This window comes from Streptomyces sp. NPDC057939 (assembly GCF_042887545.1).
Classification (GTDB): Bacteria; Actinomycetota; Actinomycetes; order Streptomycetales; family Streptomycetaceae; genus Streptomyces.
This window is the reverse complement of sequence record NZ_JBHVPG010000025.1, coordinates 56,019-78,490: the sequence shown is the minus strand read 5'-3', so window position 1 is coordinate 78,490 and position 22,472 is coordinate 56,019. Positions and strand designations below refer to the sequence as shown.

The 22,472-nt window shown below is 74.9% G+C and carries 19 protein-coding genes and 7 tRNA genes; 15 read left to right on the top strand and 11 right to left on the bottom strand.

The window, feature by feature from the left end:
- The first annotated feature begins 235 nt into the window (after positions 1-235).
- The 3 genes from cobT to ACFVS6_RS25275 all read left to right on the top strand — a co-directional run bounded on the left by cobT (position 236) and on the right by ACFVS6_RS25275 (position 7,160).
- Positions 236-3,835: a nicotinate-nucleotide--dimethylbenzimidazole phosphoribosyltransferase gene (cobT, locus tag ACFVS6_RS25285; RefSeq protein ID WP_389707111.1), complete on the top strand. Its 3,600-nt coding sequence runs from the start codon at positions 236-238 to the stop codon at positions 3,833-3,835.
- A 1,162-nt stretch (positions 3,836-4,997) separates the two neighbouring features.
- Positions 4,998-6,302, top strand: a complete 1,305-nt coding sequence (cobA, locus tag ACFVS6_RS25280) for a uroporphyrinogen-III C-methyltransferase (protein WP_389707109.1) — start codon at positions 4,998-5,000, stop codon at positions 6,300-6,302.
- 42 nt (positions 6,303-6,344) lie between these two features.
- Positions 6,345-7,160 (top strand): TrmH family RNA methyltransferase, encoded by an 816-nt coding sequence (locus ACFVS6_RS25275; RefSeq protein ID WP_389707107.1) that lies wholly within the window; start codon positions 6,345-6,347, stop codon positions 7,158-7,160.
- A 54-nt stretch (positions 7,161-7,214) separates the two neighbouring features.
- Here ACFVS6_RS25275 and ACFVS6_RS25270 read toward each other — a convergent pair whose 3' ends face one another.
- On the bottom strand, positions 7,215-8,402 hold the full coding sequence (locus tag ACFVS6_RS25270) for a protein kinase (RefSeq protein ID WP_389707105.1): 1,188 nt from the start codon (positions 8,400-8,402) through the stop codon (positions 7,215-7,217).
- Positions 8,403-8,945: 543 nt separating this feature from the next.
- Here ACFVS6_RS25270 and ACFVS6_RS25265 point away from each other — a divergent pair.
- From ACFVS6_RS25265 to ACFVS6_RS25255, 3 genes are all read left to right on the top strand, one after another.
- Positions 8,946-9,131, top strand: coding sequence for a hypothetical protein (locus tag ACFVS6_RS25265; RefSeq protein ID WP_389707103.1), 186 nt, complete (start codon positions 8,946-8,948; stop codon positions 9,129-9,131).
- 912 nt (positions 9,132-10,043) lie between these two features.
- Positions 10,044-11,084 (top strand): phosphotransferase, encoded by a 1,041-nt coding sequence (locus ACFVS6_RS25260; RefSeq protein ID WP_389707102.1) that lies wholly within the window; start codon positions 10,044-10,046, stop codon positions 11,082-11,084.
- Between the two features lie 65 nt (positions 11,085-11,149).
- Positions 11,150-11,461, top strand: coding sequence for a zf-TFIIB domain-containing protein (locus tag ACFVS6_RS25255; RefSeq protein ID WP_389707100.1), 312 nt, complete (start codon positions 11,150-11,152; stop codon positions 11,459-11,461).
- 98 nt (positions 11,462-11,559) lie between these two features.
- Here ACFVS6_RS25255 and ACFVS6_RS25250 read toward each other — a convergent pair.
- The 5 genes from ACFVS6_RS25250 to ACFVS6_RS25230 form a co-directional block, all read right to left on the bottom strand.
- Positions 11,560-11,634 (bottom strand) — tRNA-Val (locus tag ACFVS6_RS25250).
- Positions 11,635-11,694: 60 nt separating this feature from the next.
- A tRNA-Val gene (locus ACFVS6_RS25245) sits at positions 11,695-11,766 on the bottom strand.
- Positions 11,767-11,785: 19 nt separating this feature from the next.
- Positions 11,786-11,857 (bottom strand) — tRNA-Val (locus tag ACFVS6_RS25240).
- 1 nt (position 11,858) lies between these two features.
- Positions 11,859-11,932 (bottom strand) — tRNA-Cys (locus tag ACFVS6_RS25235).
- A 41-nt stretch (positions 11,933-11,973) separates the two neighbouring features.
- Positions 11,974-12,046 (bottom strand) — tRNA-Gly (locus tag ACFVS6_RS25230).
- A 179-nt stretch (positions 12,047-12,225) separates the two neighbouring features.
- Between ACFVS6_RS25230 and ACFVS6_RS25225 the strand changes: the two genes are divergently transcribed.
- The 3 genes from ACFVS6_RS25225 to ACFVS6_RS25215 are packed head-to-tail and all read left to right on the top strand — an operon-like array spanning position 12,226 to position 14,977.
- Positions 12,226-13,305, top strand: coding sequence for a chorismate-binding protein (locus ACFVS6_RS25225; protein WP_389707098.1), 1,080 nt, complete (start codon positions 12,226-12,228; stop codon positions 13,303-13,305).
- A complete protein-coding gene (locus tag ACFVS6_RS25220; protein ID WP_389707096.1) occupies positions 13,302-14,120 on the top strand; it encodes an aminotransferase class IV in 819 nt (272 codons plus the stop codon). The genes ACFVS6_RS25225 and ACFVS6_RS25220 overlap by 4 nt, the downstream gene beginning before the upstream one ends.
- A 32-nt stretch (positions 14,121-14,152) precedes the next feature.
- Entirely contained in the window at positions 14,153-14,977 is an 825-nt protein-coding gene (locus tag ACFVS6_RS25215; protein ID WP_389707095.1) for a GNAT family N-acetyltransferase, read from the top strand.
- A 40-nt stretch (positions 14,978-15,017) separates the two neighbouring features.
- On the opposite strand, the gene ACFVS6_RS25210 is transcribed toward ACFVS6_RS25215, so the two are convergent.
- Positions 15,018-15,512 carry a DsbA family protein gene (locus ACFVS6_RS25210; RefSeq protein ID WP_389707093.1) on the bottom strand — a complete coding sequence of 165 codons (495 nt, stop codon included), beginning with the start codon at positions 15,510-15,512 and terminating at the stop codon, positions 15,018-15,020.
- A 178-nt stretch (positions 15,513-15,690) separates the two neighbouring features.
- Between ACFVS6_RS25210 and ACFVS6_RS25205 the strand changes: the two genes are divergently transcribed.
- Both ACFVS6_RS25205 and ACFVS6_RS25200 read left to right on the top strand, forming a co-directional pair.
- Positions 15,691-16,140, top strand: a complete 450-nt coding sequence (locus ACFVS6_RS25205) for a hypothetical protein (RefSeq protein ID WP_389707091.1) — start codon at positions 15,691-15,693, stop codon at positions 16,138-16,140.
- A 164-nt stretch (positions 16,141-16,304) separates the two neighbouring features.
- Positions 16,305-16,481 (top strand): hypothetical protein, encoded by a 177-nt coding sequence (locus ACFVS6_RS25200; RefSeq protein WP_281210944.1) that lies wholly within the window; start codon positions 16,305-16,307, stop codon positions 16,479-16,481.
- Here the strand turns inward: ACFVS6_RS25200 and ACFVS6_RS25195 are convergent.
- Entirely contained in the window at positions 16,446-17,048 is a 603-nt protein-coding gene (locus tag ACFVS6_RS25195) for a CGNR zinc finger domain-containing protein (RefSeq protein ID WP_319192775.1), read from the bottom strand. The two genes, ACFVS6_RS25200 and ACFVS6_RS25195, sit on opposite strands and share 36 nt — an antisense overlap.
- 239 nt (positions 17,049-17,287) lie before the next feature.
- A complete protein-coding gene (locus tag ACFVS6_RS25190; RefSeq protein ID WP_030011909.1) occupies positions 17,288-17,701 on the bottom strand; it encodes an SsgA family sporulation/cell division regulator in 414 nt (137 codons plus the stop codon).
- A gap of 177 nt (positions 17,702-17,878) precedes the next feature.
- On the opposite strand from ACFVS6_RS25190, the gene ACFVS6_RS25185 reads away from it, so the two are divergent.
- Positions 17,879-18,325, top strand: coding sequence for a TIGR02611 family protein (locus ACFVS6_RS25185; RefSeq protein ID WP_389707088.1), 447 nt, complete (start codon positions 17,879-17,881; stop codon positions 18,323-18,325).
- A gap of 57 nt (positions 18,326-18,382) precedes the next feature.
- Positions 18,383-18,454: transfer RNA gene (locus ACFVS6_RS25180), tRNA-Val, on the top strand.
- A gap of 68 nt (positions 18,455-18,522) precedes the next feature.
- Here the strand turns inward: ACFVS6_RS25180 and ACFVS6_RS25175 are convergent.
- Positions 18,523-20,901 (bottom strand): SCO7613 C-terminal domain-containing membrane protein, encoded by a 2,379-nt coding sequence (locus ACFVS6_RS25175; RefSeq protein ID WP_389707086.1) that lies wholly within the window; start codon positions 20,899-20,901, stop codon positions 18,523-18,525.
- A 130-nt stretch (positions 20,902-21,031) separates the two neighbouring features.
- Between ACFVS6_RS25175 and ACFVS6_RS25170 the strand changes: the two genes are divergently transcribed.
- Positions 21,032-21,505 (top strand): SRPBCC family protein, encoded by a 474-nt coding sequence (locus ACFVS6_RS25170; RefSeq protein WP_389707085.1) that lies wholly within the window; start codon positions 21,032-21,034, stop codon positions 21,503-21,505.
- Positions 21,506-21,543: 38 nt separating this feature from the next.
- Positions 21,544-21,615 (top strand) — tRNA-Val (locus tag ACFVS6_RS25165).
- Between the two features lie 77 nt (positions 21,616-21,692).
- Here the strand turns inward: ACFVS6_RS25165 and ACFVS6_RS25160 are convergent.
- Positions 21,693-22,418, bottom strand: a complete 726-nt coding sequence (locus tag ACFVS6_RS25160; RefSeq protein ID WP_281205825.1) for a 3'-5' exonuclease — start codon at positions 22,416-22,418, stop codon at positions 21,693-21,695.
- Between the last annotated feature and the right edge of the window lie 54 nt (positions 22,419-22,472).

The following is a 22,472-nucleotide window of genomic DNA, read 5'->3' as shown; positions in this document are numbered from 1 at the left end:
GGCTGGCCGATCGTCGTACCGCCCTGCGGCACGCATGACGTGGCGCAGTCCACAGCCGACCGCGCCGGTTTATGGCCGACAGGGTGGCCGACGAGCGCGACAATGCTCAGGAGTTGTTGTGAAGGCGCAGGTGCGGCGGACATGTCGCACGGCAACCCCGCACGGCGACTCCGCTCGGCGGCCTCGTGGGCGACCGGGCGATCGAAGAGGCAACATCGATGGGCGAGGGGTACGCATGACTGACACCGGCCAGATTCCGGGCGAGGGCCACCCGGACGACGCGGGCATGGTGGATCAGCAGGGCATCCCCGCTCCGGTCCCGCCCCTTCCGCCGCTGCCCCCCGTACCGCCCCAGGTCCCGGCGGGCTACGCCTTCCAGGACCTCGTCGACGACCCGGCCGAGGCGGAGGACGAGGAACTGCTCCTGATGCCGAGCGGCCAGGGCGCCTGGAGCGACCCGCAGGTGGTTCCGCCGGTGCCGGCCTTCCCGACCGACTTCCCCGCCGAGCCCGTGTACACCGAGTACCCGCAGCACCCCGCGCCCGGCTACCCGCAGCCCGCGCACCCCGGCTTCCCCGAGGCGGGCCTCCCCGACGCCGGGTACCCGCTCCCCGCGCAGCCGGGAACCGGCTTCCCCGAGGGCTCCTACGCCGAGGGCGCGTTCCCCGACGGCGGCCTCCCCCCGGCCGGGTTCCCCGACGCCTACGCCGAACCCGCCGCCTACAGCGCCGGCGCCCACGAGACCGGCGGCCGCGACTCCGGCTCCCTCGACCTCGGCGGCCTGCTCGCGCCCCCGCCCGCGGCCCCCGCGGCCCCGGTCACCCCGCCCCGCCGCCCGCTGCACATGGGCCCGCCCGTGCCCGAGGCCACCGGCGGCGTCGTACGCTCCCTCGCCGACCGCGGCCCGGCCGCTGCGCCCGCGCCCGCTCCGGCGGTCCCCGCGCCCAGCCTGGCGGGCATGCCGCAGCCCGTTCCCGTGCGTCACGCCGGGCCGCCGACCACCGGCCCCGAGTACCTGGACTTCTCGCACGTCGAGGCCGCCGCCCGGCCCGCCCCGCAGCAGCCCGGCGAGATCCCGGCGCAGGCCGGGAACGCGTGGGCGACGGAGCCCGCCGCCGAACCCGCGCCCACCGAGCCGGTCGCCGATCCGGCGCCCGTCGCGGAGGCCGCGTCCGACGCCCGGCCGACCGCCGACGCCGCGGACCCCGCCGCCACCGGCGCCGCGGGGGAGCCGACGCCGGAGCCGGTGGCGCCGGTCGTCGTGCCCGCGCCCGAGGCCGTCCCGGCGCCCGAGCCGGCCGCCGAGGTGGTCCCGGAGCAGCAGGCCGAACAGCAGGTCGAGCAGCCCGAGCAGCAGGTCGAGCAGTCCGCGGAGCCCACTGCCGAGCAGGCCGAGCCCGTCGCCGTGCCGACGCCCGAGCCGGAACCCGCACCGGAGCCGGTCGCGGAGGCTCCCGAGCCCGCCGCCGCCGAGCCCGCCGCCGCCGAGCCCGTCGCCGTCCCCGAGCCCGTCGCCGTCCCCGAGCCCGTTGTCGCCTCCGAGCCCGTCGCTGCTCCCGAGCCCGTCGCCGCCCCCGAAGCCGTCGCGGTTCCCGGGCCCGAGCCGGTCTCGCCGGAGCTCCCGGAGCACGCCGACCAGCTTGAGGCGGCTCCGGCCCCCGAGGCGCCGGCCGCCGTCGAGGTCCCTGCCGAACCGGTGCCCGCCGAGGTTCCTGCCGCATCCGAGGGCCCCGTCGTCCCGGTGGCTCCCGTGGAGGCCGTGGCCGGGGCGCCGGTCGAGCCGGCCCCCGCAGAAACGGTGGTTCAGGCCCCCGTCGAGCCGCACCCCGAGCCCGCCCCGGCCGCCGCGCCCGACGCCCCGGCCGCTCCGGCCGACGGGGCGGTCGAGTCCGCCCCCGAGGCCGTCGAGGCGCCCGCCCACCCGGTGCCCGCGGAGCAGGCGCTCCCCGAGGCAGTCGAGCCCCCCGCCGAGGCGGTGCCCGCGCCGGCCGACGCACCGGTCGAGTCGGCCGCCCCCGGGGCCGCACCCGTCTTCGAGGCCCCCGAGGCCGGGGAGCGGCCCGAGGCGCCCGTTCTCCCCGAGGCCGTCGCCGCGTCCGTCGGAGAGGCGGCCCCCGGGTACGCCGACGCCGAGCGCGAGGCCGTCCTGCGCGTCATGCGCGAACGCCGCGACATCCGCAAGGGCTTCCGTACCGACCCCATCCCGCACGAGGTGCTCCTGCGCGTCCTGGAGGCGGCCCACACCGCCCCCAGTGTCGGTCACTCGCAGCCCTGGGACTTCGTCGTCATCCGGTCGGCCGAGACCCGCCGCACCATGCACGAGCTCGCCCAGCGCCAGCGCGAGGCGTACGCCAAGTCGCTGCCCAAGGGCCGGGCGAAGCAGTTCAAGGAACTCAAGATCGAGGCCATCCTCGACACCCCGGTGAACATCGTCGTCACCGCCGACCCCACCCGCGGCGGCCGCCACACCCTCGGCCGGCACACGCAGCCGCAGATGGCCCCGTACTCCTCCGCGCTCGCCGTCGAGAACCTCTGGCTCGCCGCCCGCGCCGAAGGCCTCGGCGTCGGCTGGGTCAGCTTCTTCGACGAGCGCGAGATGGTCCGTGCGCTGGGCCTGCCGGAGCACCTGGAGGTCGTCGCCTACCTGTGCGTCGGGTACGTCGACGAGTTCCCCGAGGAGCCCGAGCTGGCGCAGGCCGGCTGGTCCCAGCGCCGCCCGCTGGCCTGGGTCGTCCACGAGGAGACGTACGGGCGCCGCGCGCTGCCCGGCGAGGAACCGCACGACCTCCTCTCCGAGACCGTCGCCGGCATCCGCCCGCTCGACGCGAAGGCGCTCGGCGAGGCCTGGGAGCGGCAGAAGCGCATGACCAAGCCCGCCGGGGCGCTGGGCATGCTGGAGATCATCTCCGCCCAGCTGTCCGGGCTCTCCCGGGTCTGCCCGCCGCCGATCCCCGAGCCCGCCGCCGTCGCGATCTTCGCCGGTGACCACGGGGTCCACGCCCAGGGCGTCACTCCGTGGCCGCAGGAGGTCACGACCCAGATGGTCGCGAACTTCCTGGGCGGCGGGGCGGTCTGCAACGCCTTCGCCAACCAGGTCGGCGCCGAGGTCTGCGTCATCGACGTCGGCGTGGCCGGGGACCTCCCGGCGACGCCCGGGCTGCTCCCGCGCAAGGTCCGCCCGGGCACGGCCGACTTCTCGGTCGGCCCCGCGATGACCCGCGAGGAAGCCATCGCGGCCATCGAGGTCGGCATCGAGACCGCCCGCGACCTCGTCGCCGCCGGCAACAAGGCGCTGCTCACCGGCGAGATGGGCATCGCGAACACCACCGTGTCCGCGGCCCTGATCTCGGTGTTCACCGGCGTCGACCCGGCGGAGGTCACCGGTCGTGGCACCGGCATCAACGACGAGACCCACACCCGCAAGATCGAGGTCGTACGTCGGGCCCTGGAACTCCACCAGCCCGACCCGGCGGACCCGATCGGCGTCCTCGCGGCCGTCGGCGGCCTGGAGCACGCGGCGATCGTCGGCCTGCTCCTCGGCGGCGCCTCCCTGCGCACCCCGGTGATCCTGGACGGCGTCAGCGCCGGCGCGGCCGCCCTGGTGGCCCGCGCCATCGCCCCCGAGTCCCTGTCGGCCTGCATCGCAGGCCACCGCAGCGCGGAGCCGGGTCACGTGGCGGCCCTGAACAAGCTCGGCCTGCGCCCGCTGGTCGACCTGGACCTCCGCCTCGGCGAGGGAACGGGAGCCCTGCTGGCCCTCCCGCTGGTCCAGAGCGCCGCCCGCGCGATGCACGAGGTGGCCACCTTCGACTCGGCGGGCGTCACCGAGAAGTAGCCCACCCGGCCCCGAGCCCGGCTCCCACCCCCGGGAACCGGGCTCGCCGCCTCCCGGGGCGCGCCGGTCGTACACCTCCCCGGAAACCCGCCCGCACGGCCCCGGCGAAGCACCCGAGCAGGCCACCTCCGCGATTCCGAGCCCCCGGGACCCGCCTGCGGCCAGACCACTCCGGGAGCCCGGACCGCAGGCGGCGGCGGACGACCGCCGGCAGCCGCGGCGAGCCACCCCGGGCGGAACGCTTCCCGCTTCCCGCTTTCGAGGCGCGGGCCCTCCCGGACACCGGCGGCAGCCTTGGCGGGGCGCCTCAGGTGGTCCGGTTCCGGCGTTCGAGCCACGTGCCCCCTCCCGGGAACCGGCCGGCAGCCTCGGCGAAGGCGGCCCCGCAGGCCATGTCCGGGGTTCGGACGCAGGACCTCCGGGAACGGCGGGCAGCCTCGGCGAAGTGCCCCAGGCGGGCCGCCGCCTCCGACGGTCGGAGCACAGGCGCGTCCGCGAACCGCCCCCCAACCTCTGCGAGGCACCCCAGGCAGGTCGCCCCCGGGATCCGACACCGTCGGATCGCCCCTGTGGGTGCAGCCCGGACGACCTTGCGCGGCGCTCCGGCAAGTCACTTCCGGCATCGCGCCCGCCGGGAGGCGTCGGATCACCCCGCAGGCGCAGCCCGATCCCCTCCTTGGGCACCCCGGGGCGGGCGCTTCCCCGGCCCTTCGTGGGCCACCTCCGGGGTCGCGTCCGTCAGGTGCTCCGGATCCGTCGCAGTCCCGACCTGCCCCTGGCGGGCCCGGCCCCCTGCGAGGCACTCCGGGGCGGGCTCCTTCCCGGCCCTTCGTGGGCCACCTCCGGGGTCGCGCCGTCAGGGGCGCCGGGATCCGCTCCGCAGGCCAGCCCGTCTCCCACGGGGCAGCCCGGGCGGCGCCCAGGGGGCATCCCCGGAACCCGCCCCCGACCCCCCGCCGCGGCACGCCGCCCGCACCCGCCCGGCCATCCGCCGGCAGGTCCGCCCGGTATCCGTCCGGAGGTCCGGCGGACACCCCGCCACGCCCGGTCCGGGCACCCGCGCCGTAAGGTGGACCCGGACCACAAACCGCACGTCAGTCCCCCCGCCGCTCCAGCGCCGCAGCGGCACGCAACCCCCGCCGCATCAGGAGCCGCAACCGCCATGGCAAACCCGGCATACCCCGCCTACCCCGTCGGCCTCCGCCTCGCCGGGCGCCGCGTCGTCGTCATCGGCGGCGGCCAGGTCGCCCAGCGCCGTCTGCCCGCGCTGATCGCGGCCGGTGCCGACGTCCTGCTCATCTCGCCCTCCGCGACCCCCTCCGTGGACGCGATGGCCGAGACCGGCGAGATCCGCTGGGAGCGCCGCCGGTACCAGGACGGCGACCTCGCCGGAGCCTGGTACGCCCTGATCGCGACGCAGAACCGGGACGACAACGAGCGCGCCTCCGCGGAGGCCGAACGCGAGCGCGTCTGGTGCGTCCGCGCCGACGACGCCTCCGCAGCGACCGCCTGGACCCCGGCCACCGGCCGCGTCGAGGGCGTCACCGTCGCCGTGCTGACCGGCAACGACCCGCGCCGCTCCGCCGCCGTCCGTGACGCCGTCGTCGAGGGCCTGCGCGACGGTTCCCTCGTCGCCCCCGGCCACCGCCACAAGAACACCCCCGGCGTCGCCCTCGTCGGCGGCGGCCCGGGCGACCCGGACCTGATCACCGTCCGCGGCCGCCGCCTGCTGGCCGAGGCCGACGTGGTCATCGCGGACCGGCTCGGCCCCCGCGACCTCCTCGACGAACTCCCGCCGCACGTCGAGGTCATCGACGCCGCGAAGATCCCGTACGGCCGGTTCATGGCCCAGGAGGCCATCAACAACGCCCTGATCGAGCACGCCAAGGCCGGCAAGGCCGTGGTCCGCCTCAAGGGCGGCGACCCGTACGTCTTCGGCCGCGGCATGGAGGAACTCCAGGCCCTCGCGGAGGCGGGCATCGCCTGCACCGTCGTGCCCGGCATCTCCAGCTCCATCTCGGTGCCCGGCGCGGCCGGCATCCCGGTCACCCACCGCGGCGTCGCGCACGAGTTCACCGTGGTCAGCGGTCACGTCGGCCCCGACGACGAGCGTTCCCTCGTGGACTGGGCCTCCCTCGCCAAGCTCACCGGCACCCTGGTCATCCTGATGGGCGTCGACAAGATCGGCCTGATCGCGGCGGCCCTGGTCCGTCACGGCCGCTCCGCCGACACCCCCGTCGCCGTGATCCAGGAGGGGACCACCGCCACCCAGCGCCGGGTGGACGCCACCCTGGCCACAGTCGGCGAGACGGTCCGCGCCCAGGAGGTCCGGCCGCCCGCCGTCATCGTCATCGGCGAGGTCGTCCGCGTCGGAACCCCCGCGACCCCCGCGACCCCCACGCCCCCCGGTACCGCGGCGACCCCCGCGTCCGGATCGACCCCCGAACTCCCCACCGCCGGCGCCTGACAGGCCGTTGGCACCACACCCAGGACAAGGCAGTATCACCCTGTGGCTGATCTCATCACCGTCGAAGACCCCGACGACCCGCGCCTGCGCGACTACACGGGCCTGACCGACGTCGAACTCCGGCGCCGGCGCGAGCCCGCGGAAGGCCTGTTCATCGCCGAGGGCGAGAAGGTCATCAGACGGGCCAAGGACGCCGGTTACGAGATGCGCTCGATGCTGCTCTCCGCCAAGTGGGTCGACGTCATGCGCGACGTCATCGACGAGCTCCCCGCCCCCGTCTACGCGGTCAGCCCGGAGCTCGCCGAACGCGTCACCGGCTACCACGTGCACCGCGGCGCCCTCGCCTCCATGCAGCGCAAGCCGCTGCCCACGGCCGAGGAACTGCTGTCCACGGCACGCCGCGTCGCCGTCATGGAAGCCGTCAACGACCACACCAACATCGGCGCCATCTTCCGCAGCGCCGCCGCCCTCGGCATGGACGCCGTCCTGCTGTCCCCCGACTGCGCGGACCCGCTCTACCGCCGCTCGGTGAAGGTCTCCATGGGCGCCGTGTTCTCCGTCCCGTACGCCCGCCTCGAAGCCTGGCCCAAGAGCCTGGACTCGGTACGGGAGGCGGGCTTCAAGCTGCTCGCCCTCACCCCGCACGAGAAGGCCTCACCGATCGACCAGGCGGCCCCCCGGACCCTGGACCGGGTCGCGCTCATGCTCGGAGCGGAGGGCGACGGCCTGTCCACCCAGGCCCTGGTGGCGGCCGACGAATGGGTGCGCATCCCGATGGCGCACGGCGTCGACTCGCTCAACGTGGGCGCGGCCGCGGCCGTCGCCTTCTACGCGGTGGCCGGCGCCGCCGGGGCCTGACCCCGCCGCACACGCCCGCGGACCGGCTCTCCGGCCGGTCCGCCCGCGCGTCCGTCAGAGCCGCTGCGCGAGGGCGATGCCCAGGGCGACGACCAGCGTCACCACGACGAACACGATCAGCCGCTGCCGCATCAGCTTGGGATCGGGCCGGGAGGGCCGCCGTCCCGCCCCGGTCGTCCGCGGCGCCGGCCGCCCGCCGGTGCGCCCGGCCGTACGCCCCGCGGTGGAGCCGGGCTGGTTGCGCGGCGACGAGGGCCGCGAGTGCGGCCCACTGTTCGGGGCCTGCGCCCGGGGCGTGGGCGTACCGCCACCCGTACGACGCTCCGTGCGCTGCTCGGCGTACTCGTCGGCGATCCGTCCCGTCGGCCGCTCCGGCCGGGCGCGCTGCGCGGGCGGCCTGCCGTCGCCGAGCCCCTGCGCCTCGCGGGCGGCGATCTCCTTCAGCCGCATCGACAGCTGGAGCGTGGTCGGCCGGTCCTCCGGGTCCTTGGCCAGACAGGCCGAGACCAGCGGCGCGAGGGCGTCCGGCACTCCCTGGAGGTGCGCCTCCTCGTGCACGACCCGGTACAGCATGACCTCGGAACTGCCGTGCCCGAAGGGTGAGTCGGCGGTCGCCGCGTAGGCCAGGGTGGCACCGAGCGCGAACACGTCGGTGGCCGGGGTGACCGCCGCGCCGCGCACCTGTTCGGGAGCGAGGAAGCCGGGGGAGCCGACGGCCGTACCCACATGGGTGAGGGTGCTCGCACCCGTCGCCCAGGCGATGCCGAAGTCGATGATCCGGGGACCCTTGGGGGAGAGCAGGATGTTCGAGGGCTTGAGGTCCCGGTGGACCACCCCCGCCTCGTGCACGGCGACCAGGCCCTCGGACAGCGCCGCGCCGATCGCGGCGATCTGCGCCGCCGTCAGCGGCCCCTCCTCGGCGACCTTGTCGTGCAACGAGGGGCCGGGCACGTACTGGGTGGCGAACCAGGGGCGCTCGGCGTCCAGGTCGGCGGCCACCAGCCGCGCCGTGCACCCGCCGCGGATCCGGCGGGCGGCGGACACCTCGCGCGCGAAGCGCGACCGGAACTCCTGGTCCTCGGCGAGGTCGGGCCGGATCACCTTGAGGGCGACGCGCTGCCCGCGCCGGTCCGACCCCAGGTAGACCACGCCCATGCCGCCCGCACCGAGCCGTCGGTGCAGTCTGAACGAGCCGACGACACGCGGGTCCTCGCGCCGGAGCCGCATCATCGCCATGTCCACCCCGCTGACCGGTCGTCCTGTTGACCTGGCACAGCTTACGGACCATCCGCCATGCGCGCTCAGAGGCCGCGCCCTCGCCGCAGGATTCGATTGTCAGTACGGAGCAGGCCACTTGGGGGTTGCGCCGCCCGATCGGGCACTCTTTGCCCCGAACCCGTGACATTCCCCAAGAGCCCTTCGCCCCAAGGTGATTGGAAGTCCACCGGCCCGCCCGGACGGGCGGACGCGACCCGCGGCGGGCCGAACGGCCGCAGGGGCGCGTCAACGTCCCGCACGAGGACACGCGTGCGCGGGGAGTGACGGAAGTGAGCGAAGTCACTACCCTCCGGTCATCCCCTCCGGGAAGACCCTCACAACGGGGGAGCGGTCTCCACCCAGGGGAGTAGTCGGGGGCGGGTACGTCATCCTCCTGGAGGCCCGCCAATGGGTACGAGGGCATGAGGCCGGCGGCCTTGCGCCCGCCTAGTGTTGAGGACAAGCGGCGGGTGACGCACTCGTCCCCCGAGGTCAAGCCCGCCGCTGCCAAACGACAGGGAGAGGACCATGGCGGACATCGCACGGCAGGGACGCAAGGCATTCGCGTTCAACGGCCATGAGTCCGGTACGCGTCACCCGCTGGTGGCCGCGGCCATGGTGCTCCCCCTGGCCGCCATCCTGCTCTTCCTCTTCGGGGGCTTCGACCAGGTGGTGGCACAGGCGTCGTCCGTGGGCGTGATGCTGGGGCGCTGAGCGGCGCACCAGGTCCGGGAGAGCGGCCCGGACCGGGACATCGGCCTGTCGAACCCCGTGGGGACGGGGGCGCGACGGACGGCAGGTGAAGGGTGCTGCCCGTACGGCTGGGGAGCCGGACGGGCAGCACCCTTTTCAACGCCCCCACCGGGCGGGGCGGAACACCGACCCGGTCGCCGCGACCGCCCGGCTCGCAGCCGACACCTCGGGCCGCGGCCACGAGGAGGCGGCCCCCACCCGATCCGCTCAACTGCGGCCCGGCCCCGAGGGGGTGGGGCTCACATGATCGCCCCGACGGACCCCCGGAATCCGGCGTCGGACTTCCACCCACCTCGCGACGCCGGCACGGGATCCCGCGGCACCGGCCGAGCCCTTGAGTACGTGCCGGTACGAGGCCTCCGCCCCGGCACGCCGAGAGCACGCACCGGCCGCCGCGAAGCCGCCCTCCGGACGACGGCGGGAGTTCGACGACAGGCCCTGAACCACCGTCCTCGCCCGGGCCTGGGCCTCGGCACCGCGGTACGACCTCGTCCACCACACCGAGCGGCGGCCGAGGGCCGACGGGCTCCGGGGCTCCGGCGGCACCGACCGGCCGATCGCCGCGTCCGCGACCACGCCACCGCGCGAAGCCGCGAAGCCGCGTGCGTCCGAGCCGCCCGCCCGGCAGGCATCGCGGCGACATCCCGAGGGCACCCCGGCCCACCTCCGTCCCCGGGGCGCGATCGGTCGTACCCTCCTGATGGGAGAAGGGGGCCGGATGATCCGGGACACCGCACCGGGCACGACCACACGCACCGAGTCCGCCGCACACCGGCGCGCCGACTCCACGCCCACGCCCGCCCCACCGCCCATCACGCCCGCCGCGTCGCCGACCCTCCCCGCGGGTGACCCCGCCCACGCGCGGGTCGCCCGGTGAGCGCCGCCCTGCCCGCCGCGCTCGCCGCCTGGGGGTCGGGCGGCAGCGACCGCCCGTACGCCCTCCTCGCGGACCGGCACGACGGGACCGTGGTGCGCTGCGGGGACGCCGTCGCCAAGGCGCACGCCCCCGACACCGACCCGGAGGCCCTCGCACTGCGGCTGCGGATCGCCGGAGCCGGCCCCCTGGCGGGGGTGCTGCTGCCCCCGCTGCGCACCGGGGTCCTCCAGGGCCGCCCCGTCTCCCTCTGGCCGTACGGGACCCCCGTGGACCCGGAGCGTCCCGAGGACGCCCCCTGGGAGGCCGCCGCCCGACTGCTGGCGGCCCTGCACCGCACCCCGCCGGAGGCCCTCCCCGGCCCGGTCCCCCCGATGCGCGGCCCCGCCAAACTGGCCCGCGCCCTGAACCGTCTCGCCCTGGCCGTACCGCCCGCCAAGGGCGCCCGGCCCGCGGAGCCACCGCCGGTGCCCCGGTCCGCGGAGCCGTCCCCGACCGAGCAGGTCGCCCCCGCACCCCGGCGCCTTCCCCCGCACCTCCCGGGCCCGACCCCCGCGGCCCGTGCCGTGCGGGCGGCGGCGGCGACCCTGCCCGACTGGGTCCGGGGTGAGCGGCAGGCTCCGCCCGGCGGGGTGCTGTGCCACGGGGACCTCCACCTCGGGCAGCTCGTGCGGCACCCCGCCCCCGGCGGCCCCTGGCGGCTCATCGACGTGGACGACCTCGGACTCGGCACCCCCGCCTGGGACCTGGCCCGCCCGGCGGCCTGGTTCGCGGCCGGGCTGCTCGCCCCGGAGGTGTGGCTGCGCTTCCTGGACACCTATCGGGACGCGGGCGGCCCGGCGGCGGGCCCGCCCGGCAGCGATCCCTGGCCGGAACTCGACCTGGCGGCCAGGGCGCTGACCGTGCAGGGCGCGGCGCTGGCCCTGGCCAAGGCGGCGGCGGAACGCCGCCCGCTCGACGGGGCGGAGCGCCTGATGGTGGATTCCTGTGCCCGAATCGCCACGTTCCCGCCGGAGTTGGAGCCGCAGGCCCCGTCGTAGGGTGAGGGCCGCGTCACCGGGCATGCATCCGGTGTCGAAGTCGACGGCGAGGAGTTGATCGGGTCATGCAGTGTCCGAAGTGTCACGCGATGATGCACACGTACAACCGCAACGGTGTCCGGATAGAGCAGTGCAGCGGCTGCCGCGGCATCTTCCTCGACTACGGCGAACTGGAGGCGCTGACCCGGCTGGAGTCGCAGTACACGGCCCAGCAGTACCCCCAGGTCCCGCCGCCCGCCGCACCGCCGGCCCCGTACCCGGCCCAGCACGCCGCCCCGGCTCCCGCCTGGGGCGCCCCGCAGCACGGGGGACACGGACACCACGGGCACCACGGCCACCACAAGGGCGGCTTCGGCCGGATGCTGTTCTCCTCCTGACCGACCCGAACGACCCGGACCGGTACGGGCCGGACAACCCGAACCCCAACGGGCAACGCGGAAGCCCCGGCCGTCTTTCGACGGCCGGGGCTTCCGGGTGGTGCGCGATACTGGGATTGAACCAGTGACCTCTTCCGTGTCAGGGAAGCGCTCTCCCGCTGAGCTAATCGCGCGGGTTTCACGGCTCGAAGGCCGCAGGTGGAACGGTACTACATGGGGTGCTGCGTACTGCGTGCGCGATACTGGGATTGAACCAGTGACCTCTTCCGTGTCAGGGAAGCGCTCTCCCGCTGAGCTAATCGCGCGGGGATCCTTGCGGATCAGTGGACGATACTGGGATTGAACCAGTGACCTCTTCCGTGTCAGGGAAGCGCTCTCCCGCTGAGCTAATCGTCCTTGGAGGTGGAGACGGGATTTGAACCCGTGTAGACGGCTTTGCAGGCCGTTGCCTCGCCTCTCGGCCACTCCACCATGGAGCCGTGGGGGTCATCGGGAAGAAATCCCCCACTTCGAGCGGACGACGAGACTCGAACTCGCGACATCCACCTTGGCAAGGTGGTGCTCTACCAACTGAGCTACGTCCGCAGGTCACCGTGTTCGCTCCGGGGTTTTCCCCTTCGCTCCCTGGCGACGTGTTGAACTCTAGCGGATTCCCGGGCCAGCTCAAAAACGCGTTTCCGCAGCGTGCTGCCGCACGATCACCGCCGGTCACCCGACCGTCACCTCTCCGGCGCCATCACGTCACCGGTCATAGACTCGCAGCCGTGCACGACCTGCCTCACGACCTGCCTCCCCTGGCCCGCTTCGGCGGCCTCCTCGCGACCGACCTCCGAGACGTCACCAGTGACGCCTCCGCCCTGGACTCCACCGGGTTCTGGGCGGTGGCCGCCGACTTCGAGGGCCGGCTGGTCTGCGCGCGCTTCGGGGACGTGCGTCCCGATCCCGTGCCGCCGCCCCTGCCGGGCGCCTGGTCCGGGCCCGGGCCGGACCAGTGGTCCTCCTCCCTGGACCGGGCCGCGTACGTCGCCGGTGTCCGCAGGATCCGGGAGCACATCGCCGCCGGGGAGGTCTACCAGGCCAACCTCTGCCGCGTGATGTCCGCCCCGCTGCCCGACCCGGACTCCGCCGATGTGGACGCCCTGACGAGCCTCCTCGCGCGCGGCAACCCCGCCCCCTATGCAGGAACGATTCGGCTACCCGCGCACGGCGTGGAGATCGCCACCGCCTCCCCGGAGCTCTTCCTGAGCCGCTCCGGACGGTACGTCGAGTCCGGCCCGATCAAGGGCACCGGCCGCACCGTCGGCGACCTGCTCCCCAAGGACCACGCCGAGAACGTGATGATCGTGGACCTCGTCCGCAACGACCTGGGCCGGGTCTGTGCCACCGGGTCCGTCACCGTCCCCGCCCTGTGCGCGGTGGAGGAGCACCCGGGCCTGGTCCACCTCGTCTCCACGGTCGGCGGCGAACTGGCCGACGGCGCCGGCTGGCCCGAGCTGCTGGCGGCGACCTTCCCGCCCGGCTCGGTCACGGGTGCCCCCAAGTCCTCCGCGCTGCGGATCATCGAAGCGCTGGAGACGGTCCCGCGCGGCCCCTACTGCGGCGGCATCGGCTGGGTCGACGCCGACCGGCGCACGGCGGGGCTGGCCGTGGGCATCCGTACGTTCTGGATCGACCGCGAGGCCCCCGGCGGCCCCCGCCTGTGCTTCGGCACCGGCGCCGGGATCACCTGGGGGTCCGACCCCGACCGCGAGTGGGCCGAGACGGAACTGAAGGCCGCCCGGCTGCTCGCTGTAGCGTCGGGCACACACGAGACGCACGACCTGAGTGGAGGGACCGTACGGTGAGGATCTGGCTCGACGGAGCACTGCGGGACGCCGAGGACGCGAAGGTGTCCGTACTGGACCACGGCATGACCGTGGGCGACGGGGTCTTCGAAACGCTCAAGGCACAGCGCGGCCGCGTCTTCGCCCTCACCCGCCACCTCGACCGGTTGACCCGCTCGGCCCGCGGCCTCGGCCTGCCCGACCCCGACCTCGACGAGGTGCGCCGGGCCTGCGCCGGCGTACTGGAGGCCAACCCGGTCGAGCTCGGCCGGCTGCGGATCACCTACACGGGCGGCCCCTCCCCGCTCGGCTCCGACCGCGGCGACGGCGGACCCACCCTGGTCGTCGCCCTGGGCGGCACCACCCGGCGCCCCGACACCACTGCGGTGATCACCGTTCCCTGGGTCCGCAACGAACGGTCCCCGCTGACCGGCCTGAAGACCACCTCGTACGCGGAGAACGTGGTCGCCCTGGCCCGCGCGCACCGGGAGGACGCCTCCGAGGCCCTCTTCGCCAACACCGTCGGGCAACTCTGCGAGGGCACCGGCTCCAACGTCTTCGTCGTCCTGGACGGCGAACTGCACACCCCGCCCGTGGCCTCGGGCTGCCTCGCGGGCATCACCCGGGCCCTCGCCGTCGAATGGACCGGCGCCAAGGAGACCGACCTCCCCTTCGAGGTGCTGGAGCGCGCCGACGAGGTCTTCCTCACCTCCACCCTGCGCGACGTCCAGGGCGTCCACCGCGTCGACGGCCGGACCCTGGGCGCCCCCGGCCCGGTCACGGCGAAGGCCATGCGGGTCTTCGACGAACGCGCGGGCTCGGACCTGGACCCGTAGTCACGGGGCCGCGGGGCGGGTAGAAATCGACGATGACCACCACCCTGCGGCCGAGCGGGCCGCTTCAGCAGAACGAGGGCGGCGCGCGTTCGCGCCCCTACGAGGTCCGGGTCAACAGCAGGCGCGTCGGGACGCTCCTGATCGCCGCCGACACGCCCTTCGGGCCGACGGTCGGTGAGATTCGCGAGCTGGCCGTCGACGAGCCGGACCGCAGGCGGGGCCGGGCCACCGTCGCCGCGCTCGCCGCCGAGGAGGTCCTGCGCGCTTGGGGCTGTCGACGGGTGCGGATCGCCGTTCCGGCCGGTTCCGCCGGAGGGATCCGGCTCGCCGGGGCCCTCGGGTACGTCGAGTACAGCCGCAACATGGCCAAGGAGCTCCCCGCCGAACCGCCCGCGCTTTCGCCCGGGGTCCTCGGTCGCCCCATGACGGAGGCCGAGTACGAGGTCTGGAACGCCCGGGCCCGCGAGTCGTACGCCGCGAACTGGGTGGAGCGGGGCCTGTCGCCCGAGGCGGCGGCCGCCAAATCGGCCGCCGACCACGACCGGCAACTGTCCCGGGGGCTGGACACCCCCGGGGTCGCCCTGCGCGTCCTGGAGGCGGCCGGCACGCCCGTCGGGCAGGTGTGGGTCGCACCGCTCGACGGGAACGGGTACGTCTTCGACGTCGAGGTCGCCGAGGAACACCGGGGCCGCGGGCACGGGCGCGACCTGATGCTCCTGGCCGAGCGGACCGCCCTCGACGCGGGCCACCGGGTCCTCGCGCTGCACGTCTTCAGCGCCAACACCCCGGCCGTGCGGCTGTACGAGTCGCTCGGCTACCGGACGACGTCGCTCAACCTCGCCAAGGAGCTGATCTAGCTCGCCCAGGAGCTGCTCCAGCGCCCCCCGCAGGCCGGCGTCAGCCCGCGAGGAGCCGGTCGGCGATCTCCTCGATGCGGGCGCGCAGGCCGTCCTGGCTCTTGCCGCCGTCGAGGCGCACGCCGTCGATCACGTAGGTCGGGGTGCCGGTCACGCCGATGGCCTTGCCCTCGGCCTGGTCGGCGTCGACGATCAGGATGTGCCGGCCGTCGATCAGCGCGGTGTCGAACTCCTCCACGTCCAGGCCGAGTTCACGCGCCACATCGAGGAGCACCGGTTCGCCCCGGGAGCCGAGCTCGGCGGTCCGTGCCAGAACGGCCTCCGCGTACGGCCAGCCCTGCCCCTGCTCCACGGCCTCCTCGGCGGCCTGCGCCGCGGCGAAGGCGTGCTTGTGCTTCTCCAGGGGGAAGTGGCGCAGCCGGATGTCCAGCCGGTCGCCGTAGCGGGCCCGCAGGGCGCGTACGTCGTCCAGGGCGCTGTGGCAGTCCTGGCACTGGAGTTCGCACCAGACGTCGAGGATCACGGAATCGGTCATGGGAACAGTCTCCCAGCCCCGTACCCGCGCACCGACCGGGACCTGGGGAGGAGGCGGGACCCGGAGATGTCCCGGAGATCGGGCGGGGCAGGGCCCGGGGCATGGCCGGGACGGCACCGACCGGTGCAGGATGTAAGGGACGGATCGCCCGCCCGCCCCACCACCGCCGGAGGACCGCATGATTGCCGAGACCATATGTTCCGCGGTGTCCGCGGCCGGCCTGGGCCTCGCCGCGGTGACGGGGTACCGCAGGCGGTTCCTGGCCGCCACGCGCATCGCGGCGTACTCGCTGGTGCCGGTCGGTCTGGTGCTGACGGGTGTCGTGGCGTGGGTGTCGGGCATGGTCTTCAAGCCGTCGGTCTGGGTCGGCTTCGGACTCCTGGGGCTGGCCTGGCTGCTCTTCGTGATCACGCGGACGGTCGAACGCCGTCGCGCGGTGAAGGACCCCGCGGCCAAGGCCACGAAGGCGGCCGGGGGAGGCCCGGCCCGCGATGCCGTCGCCCCCACCGCGTCCGCGCCCTCGCTCGGCGCGGGCTCCCGCCCGGCGCCCACGGCCCGACAGGCCCCGGCGGCCCCGGCGGACGACTTCTCCGACATCGAGGCCATCCTCAAGAAGCACGGCATCTGACCCCGGCGCGGCGGGGTCCCTCCGACGCCCTACCGCACGCGGGCCCGCCGGCGGTGGGCAAGCCCCGGAGAACCACCTGAAGTGACGACTGCGGGCGAACTGCCGCGCCGGTACTGGCGTGTTGGGGGCGGATGTGCCGGGAGCTGCGCGATCATCGGCCCGACATGCTCGAAACATCGCCGGGCGATCCGCCGGCCCCCGCCCCCGTCGCCGAGGCCCCACTCGCCGAGGAAGGAAGAGGGTGCCTCTTCGCCCTCTCCCAACCCCCGTTGATGATCTTCCTGGGGGTGATCGGGACCCTGCTGCTACTCGCCGCCGTGCACGACCTCTTCATGCTCTGACGCCTCGGGGTGGGCGTCCGCCTCCTTGCGCCGCGCCCGGTACGCGGCCACGTGCAGGCGGTTCCCGCAGGTCCGGCTGTCGCAGTAGCGCCGGGAGCGGTTCCGCGACAGGTCGACGAAGGCCCGCCGGCAGTCCGGCGCCTCGCAGCGCCGCAGCCGTTCCTGCTCGCCGGAGACCACGATGAAGGCCAGTGCCATGCCGCCGTCGGCCGCGAGGTGGTCGCCCACCGAGGCGCCCGGCGCGAAGTAGTGCACGTGCCAGTCGTAGCCGTCGTGGTCCGTGAGCTGGGGCGTGGTGCCGGCCGTGGCGACCAGCTCGTTGATCAGTACGGACGCCGCACGGGAGTTCGGTGCCGCGAAGACCTGGGCGAACTTGCCGCGCACCGTGCGCACCCCGGCGAGGTCGCGGGCGCTGAGCTCGCCGACGTCGCTGATCGCGTACTCCTGGACGAAGCCGCGCAGCGCGCCGATGTCGGAGAGCCCGTCGGGCTGGTCCGGTTCGGCCGCGGTGTTCACCAGCGCGACGACGACGTCGAGCGCGCGACGGGTGTCGTGGGGGATCTGCACGGGGTCGCTCCCTGGAAGGCCGGGCCTGCGGCGACGGTCGGCTGCCGCCGCTGGTGGCCGACTCTAGCGCCTTCCCGCAAGGGGTTACCCGGAGGAGCGGGTGGCGCCGGAGCCCCGAGCGCACCGGCGCCGCCCTCGCGGTTGGCTTCCGCGAGAACAGCGCCGGCACGTGCGTATGTGGTTGTCCGACCCGCACCGTCGCCCCGAGTCGGACGGTGTCGAGCGGCGGTAGGCCTGGCTCAGCTTTCGGCCAGGATGTGGGAGAGCTCCTTGTCGAGGTCGAAGTGCCGGTGCTCGGTCCCGGGTGGAACCGCGGCGTCCGTCCGCTTGAGGAACGATTCGAGTGCTCGGGCGGGTGCTTCGAGCAGTGCTTCTCCCTCCGGTGAGCTCAGGGCGATGCAGACGACGCCCTGACCGTGGCTGCGGGACGGCCAGACGCGGACGTCGCCGGTACCGGTGGGCCGGTGCAGGCCCTCCGCGAGGAGGTCACGGGCGAATACCCATTCGACCGTCTCCTCGGCGCCGGTGTGGAAGGTGGCGTGCACGGCGTAGGGGTCGGCCGTGTCATACCGCAGGCCCGCGGGAACAGGCAGTGAGGACTCGCTCGACACAACGAGGCGCAGGTGCAGCTCGCAGCTGACCGTGGTGTTCATAAGCGCCAGGGCCTTTCGCTCAGTGTGCGCTCGGGGATTCGCACGTCGGCGAAATCGACATGCCACCTACGGTGGCGTTGTAAACCCCTCTGACCGTTTTGCGGACCTCTGGGTCCCTCGGACGGCGGATCCAAACCGGCGTTCACGTGTGCTTCGCCCTCCGGTAGATTCGGCGGCATGAATACGGGGAGTGACCGCGAGACCAACGAGTCCGCCGCCGGCGGGGCGCCTGCCGAGCCCGCCGAGGAAACGCCGCACGTGTCGAAGGCGCCCGCCTTCATCAAGGCGAACCGCAGCCTCCACCTGAGCTGGCAGGTCGGTGTCTTCATCGTCGGCCTGGCCGTCATCGGGGCCGGCATCGCCATGCTCGTCCTGCCCGGACCCGGCTGGGTGGCGATCTTCGCCGGCCTGGCGATCTGGGCCACCGAGTTCGCCTGGGCCCACCTCGTCCTGCGCTGGACCAAGCGCAAGGTCAGCGAGGCCGCGCAGAAGGCGCTCGACCCGAAGGTGCGGCGCCGCAACATCATCCTGACCAGCGTCGGCCTCGTCATCGCGGGCGCGCTGATCGGCTTCTACCTGTGGAAGTACGGGCTGGTCCTGCCCTGGGACATCAAGGACCAGTAGGCCGCCGGAGGTGGTCACGGAGCACCGCTGACATGCGGTAATGTTTGCGGTGCGTCCGGGCGATTAGCTCAGTGGGAGAGCACTTCGTTCACACCGAAGGGGTCACTGGTTCGAACCCAGTATCGCCCACCCGGACCGAGGGCCCGGAGACTCCGAGAGAGTCTCCGGGCCTTCGTCGTTCCCGCCTCCCGCCCGCCTCAGCGGAGCCGCCCCAGGGCCTCCCGCAGTCGCCGGGCCTCGCGCAGCCGCTTCTCGTACGTCGCGCCCACCATCAGCAGCAGCAGGCCCGCCAGCGCCGGCGGCAGCCACCGCGGCAGCGCCCCCGCCACCTGCACCACGTACGGGGCCAGCTCGTGCAGGGCCACCGCCGCCAGCGTGACGCCGCCCAGCAGCAGCGGGGCGCCGAGCCGCCGGTGCGCGCCGGCCAGGGTCAGGCCCAGCGCCGCCAGCCCCAGCAGCAGCGGACGCAGCCAGTGCGCGTCCCCCCAGGCGGCGATCAGGCTCGGCAGCAGGCTCGCCCCCAGCCCCGGCCCGTACGCCGTCCAGGAGGAGACCGCCGGGTCCTTGCGGCGGGACAGGAAGCCCACCACCAGGGCCGCCGCGGACACCGGCAGCGCGTACGCCTCCGGCACCGTCACCCCCGACGCGCCGAGGCGGACCCAGGTGGCGAGCACGAACAGCGCCGTGGCCGCCCAGCCCAGCCGCCGCCGGTCCGCCCGCAGCGCCGCGCCGGCGCACAGCACCCCGCCCAGGGCGAGCACCAGGGCCAGCACCGGCGGATCACCGGCCGCGAGCGCCACCGCCACCACCACCGCCACGGCCGCCGCGCACTCCGCCGGGCCCCGCACCGGGCCCAGCCGCGGCGCCAGGGCCGCCACCGCCGCGGGAGCCGCGAGGGCCGCCACCCCGAGCCAGGCCTGCGCGAGCCCGGCGACCGCCGCGACCGCCACGGAGAGCGCCACGGCGTACCCGACGGCGGCCACCGCCCCACCGGCCCGCACGGGCGGCCGGGCGGGCCCGTACGCCGCCGCGAGCGCGGCACCGGCCCCCAGCAGCCCGAACACCGCGAACGTCGCCGCACGGCCGTCCAGCGCCCCCAGGGACACGTTCAGCGCCCCCACCACCGCGCACACCGCGGCGGTCGGGCCGACGGACCGCCCGGACGCCCGCAGCGCGAGCGCGCCGGCCCCCGCCACCACCAGCGTCTGCGCCCCCAGGACCGCCGCCACGGGCACCCCCAGCAGCACCGGAGCCGTGAACAGCCCCGCCCAGCCGACCACCACGGCCACCACCGCCACCGGCTCACCGCGCGGCAGCTCCCGGGCCGCCCACCAACCGGCTCCCGCCACCAGCAGCAGCGCCACCGGTACCGCGGCGCCCGCCCCGTACCCGCCCCCCGACGGGGTGGTCGACGCCCAGACCTCGCCCAGCACGCCGACCCGGGCCGCGAGCACGAGGCCGACCGCCGGAACCGTGCTCAACGCCGCCACCGCGGCCACCCCCGCGCCCGCCCACGACAGGCCGCGCCGGACCTGCCCAGGCAGGGCCGAGGCCCGTACGGCCGCGGCCAACGGCAGCGCCGCCACCAGGTGCACCACCACCGGCCACATGTCCCCCCGGGCCGGGTGGCCGGCCGGGACGAGCGCCCCCACCGCCGCGACCGCCGCCAACGCGCCCACCAGAGCCGCCGCCCACGCCCGCGCCTCACGCCAGGCGACCGCCACGCCCAGGACGGCCCCCGCCGCCAGCAGCAGCGCCGGACCGACCGACCCCGGATCGGTCAGGGACAGCACCGCACCCGTCAGCAGCGCCACCGCGCCCGTCGCCGAAGCCACCACCCACGCGGTCACCCGCACCGACCGCCGCGTCACCGCCACCGCGAGCGCGGCGTCCAGCGCCGCCGTCACCAGCACCGCCCAGCCACCGCCCAACGGCCGCGCCCCCGACGCGGCCGCGGCCAGCGGCAACGTCAGCTGCGCCACCAGCACCGCCGCGAGCAGCGGCAGCCGCAGCCGGGGGAACGCCGACCCGTAGCCGGCCCAGAGCGCCGCGAGCACCGCCGAGGCACCCGCCGCGTACGCGGTCCCGTCGACCCCCGACAGCCCGGTCGCGTGCAGCGCGTACGCGTCCAGCACCGTCAGCAGCAGCCCCACGGCCGCCACCGACTCCGCGGTGGAGCGCAGTCCCCGCCGCAGCAGTGCCACGGGCGCGGCCAGCGCGGCCCCCGTCACCAGGGCCAGCACCACCGAACGCCCGGCGATCCCGAGCGAACCCCAGCTCACGAGCGTGAAGGCCAGCGCGGCCACCGCCAACAGCACCGCGCCCAACGTCAACAGCACGTTCTGCGCGCCGCGCGCCGGAGCCGACCCGGGCCCCGCCACCACCGCGGGACCCGTCGCCGCCGCGGGACCGGCCGGGGTCGGCGCACCGAGCGTCAGGACGCCGATCAGCCAGTTCCGTCGGGACAGCAAATAGTGCCGCCGGGCGTCGAGTTGGATCAGCTCGCGGTCGATGAGCGCCAGCTCCTCGGCCGGCGGCAAGGCCGGTGACGATCCTGGCGGGAAGGGGGTGTTCATACGCGGAGTGTGTCGCCCGTCACGGCATCAGGACATGGGCGTGCGTACTCAGATCGACCCTGAGTACACCCTGGGGTCGGGTCCGTCGGAACCGCCCACGCGAAACCGCCCGGCGGGTCAGACTGGAGCCATGCACCGCTGGACGCACTACCGCTTCCGCAGCGTGTGGGACCTTCAGGCCCCGCCCGCCCTCGTCTTCTCCCTGCTGGAGGACCCCGGGCAGTACCCCTCGTGGTGGCCCCAGGTCCGCCGGGTCGAACCGGCGGGGGAGGACACCGGGAACGCCCTGATCCGCTCGGCCCTCCCGTACGGCATCCACGTCGACGTCACCGGCCTGCTCCGCGACCCCGCCCGGGGCGTGCTGGAGGTCGCCCTGCGCGGCGACATCGAGGGCTGGGCGCGCTGGACCGTACGCCGGCGCGGTGGCCCCGGAGCCGCCCGCACCCGAGCCCTGTACGAGCAGGAGGTCGACGTCAGGGCGCCCCTGCTGCGCCGGCTCTCGGTGCCCGCCCGGCCGCTGTTCAGGCTCAACCACGCCCTGATGATGCGGGCCGGCCGGCGCGGTCTCGCGGCCCGACTGACGGCCGGACCGGAAGCGGTTTGAACAGACCCCACGCCTCTTGTATTGTTCAGTCCGTTCCCGGGCGATTAGCTCAGCGGGAGAGCACTTCGTTCACACCGAAGGGGTCACTGGTTCGATCCCAGTATCGCCCACCGGGACAGGCCGGTCCGTCTGATGACGGACCGGCCTTCCGCATGTACGGCCCCGTCGAGCGGCGCGTACGGCCCCGCTAGGCGGCCTGGTTCAGCTCCGGCCGCAGCGGCCAGTGCGGATCCACCGACTCCGGCGTCCCCTGCCGCGCGAACCACGCCTGCAGGCCGCGCGCCTGCGCCGCGTGCCACACCGCCTGCAGGGTGTGCAGCTCGGCCGGGGTCAGTCGCTCCAACCTTCCCGCGAACCTGCGGCCCACGGCCCGTACGAGCTCCAGGGACGCCAGCGCGTCCGCCGACGCGTCGTGCGCGCCCTCCAGCTCTATCCCGTAGTGCGCGCACAGGTCCGTCAGCGTGCGACGGCCCTTGCGGTAGCGGTCCAGGTGCTTGTCCAACACCCGCGGATCCAGCACCGTCAGCGGCCTGTTGTCCAGGTACCGCGACAGCGAGGAGGCCCGGTGCCGGCGCAACTCCCGGTCCAGCAGCGTCAGGTCGAACGGCGCGTTCATCACCACCACCGGCCGCCCCGCCACCTGCTGCTCTCCCAGCGCGCGGGCTATCTCCTCCACCACCGGCGCCGGCCAACGGCCGTGGCGCTGGAGGTGCTCATCGGTCAGGCCGTGCACTTCCGTGGCTCCCGGGGGTACCGGGATGCCGGGATTGACCAGCCAGCGGGTGGTGCGGACCCGGCCGCCCGCACACTCCTGCACGACGAGCGCGGCGGACACGATCCGGTCCTGCTCGACGTCCACTCCGGTCGTCTCCGTGTCGAATGAGGCCAACGGGCCTTCGTACCAGCGCGTCATGGCGAACTCCTCGTCCCCGGTCGGCAGATGGGGAGCACCCGGACGCCGTCGTCT

Excerpts from the sequence above, each read along its gene's own strand:
- ACFVS6_RS25185 (WP_389707088.1), top strand. The coding sequence starts at position 17,879 with ATGAATACGGGGAGTGACCGCGAGACCAACGAGTCCGCCGCCGGCGGG.
- ACFVS6_RS25265 (WP_389707103.1), top strand. The coding sequence starts at position 8,946 with ATGGCGGACATCGCACGGCAGGGACGCAAGGCATTCGCGTTCAACGGC.
- ACFVS6_RS25175 (WP_389707086.1), bottom strand. The coding sequence starts at position 20,901 with ATGAACACCCCCTTCCCGCCAGGATCGTCACCGGCCTTGCCGCCGGCC.
- ACFVS6_RS25160 (WP_281205825.1), bottom strand. The coding sequence starts at position 22,418 with ATGACGCGCTGGTACGAAGGCCCGTTGGCCTCATTCGACACGGAGACG.
- cobT (WP_389707111.1), top strand. The coding sequence starts at position 236 with ATGACTGACACCGGCCAGATTCCGGGCGAGGGCCACCCGGACGACGCG.
- ACFVS6_RS25200 (WP_281210944.1), top strand. The coding sequence starts at position 16,305 with ATGCTCGAAACATCGCCGGGCGATCCGCCGGCCCCCGCCCCCGTCGCC.
- ACFVS6_RS25255 (WP_389707100.1), top strand. The coding sequence starts at position 11,150 with ATGCAGTGTCCGAAGTGTCACGCGATGATGCACACGTACAACCGCAAC.
- ACFVS6_RS25205 (WP_389707091.1), top strand. The coding sequence starts at position 15,691 with ATGATTGCCGAGACCATATGTTCCGCGGTGTCCGCGGCCGGCCTGGGC.
- ACFVS6_RS25210 (WP_389707093.1), bottom strand. The coding sequence starts at position 15,512 with ATGACCGATTCCGTGATCCTCGACGTCTGGTGCGAACTCCAGTGCCAG.
- ACFVS6_RS25190 (WP_030011909.1), bottom strand. The coding sequence starts at position 17,701 with ATGAACACCACGGTCAGCTGCGAGCTGCACCTGCGCCTCGTTGTGTCG.
- ACFVS6_RS25215 (WP_389707095.1), top strand. The coding sequence starts at position 14,153 with ATGACCACCACCCTGCGGCCGAGCGGGCCGCTTCAGCAGAACGAGGGC.
- cobA (WP_389707109.1), top strand. The coding sequence starts at position 4,998 with ATGGCAAACCCGGCATACCCCGCCTACCCCGTCGGCCTCCGCCTCGCC.
- ACFVS6_RS25170 (WP_389707085.1), top strand. The coding sequence starts at position 21,032 with ATGCACCGCTGGACGCACTACCGCTTCCGCAGCGTGTGGGACCTTCAG.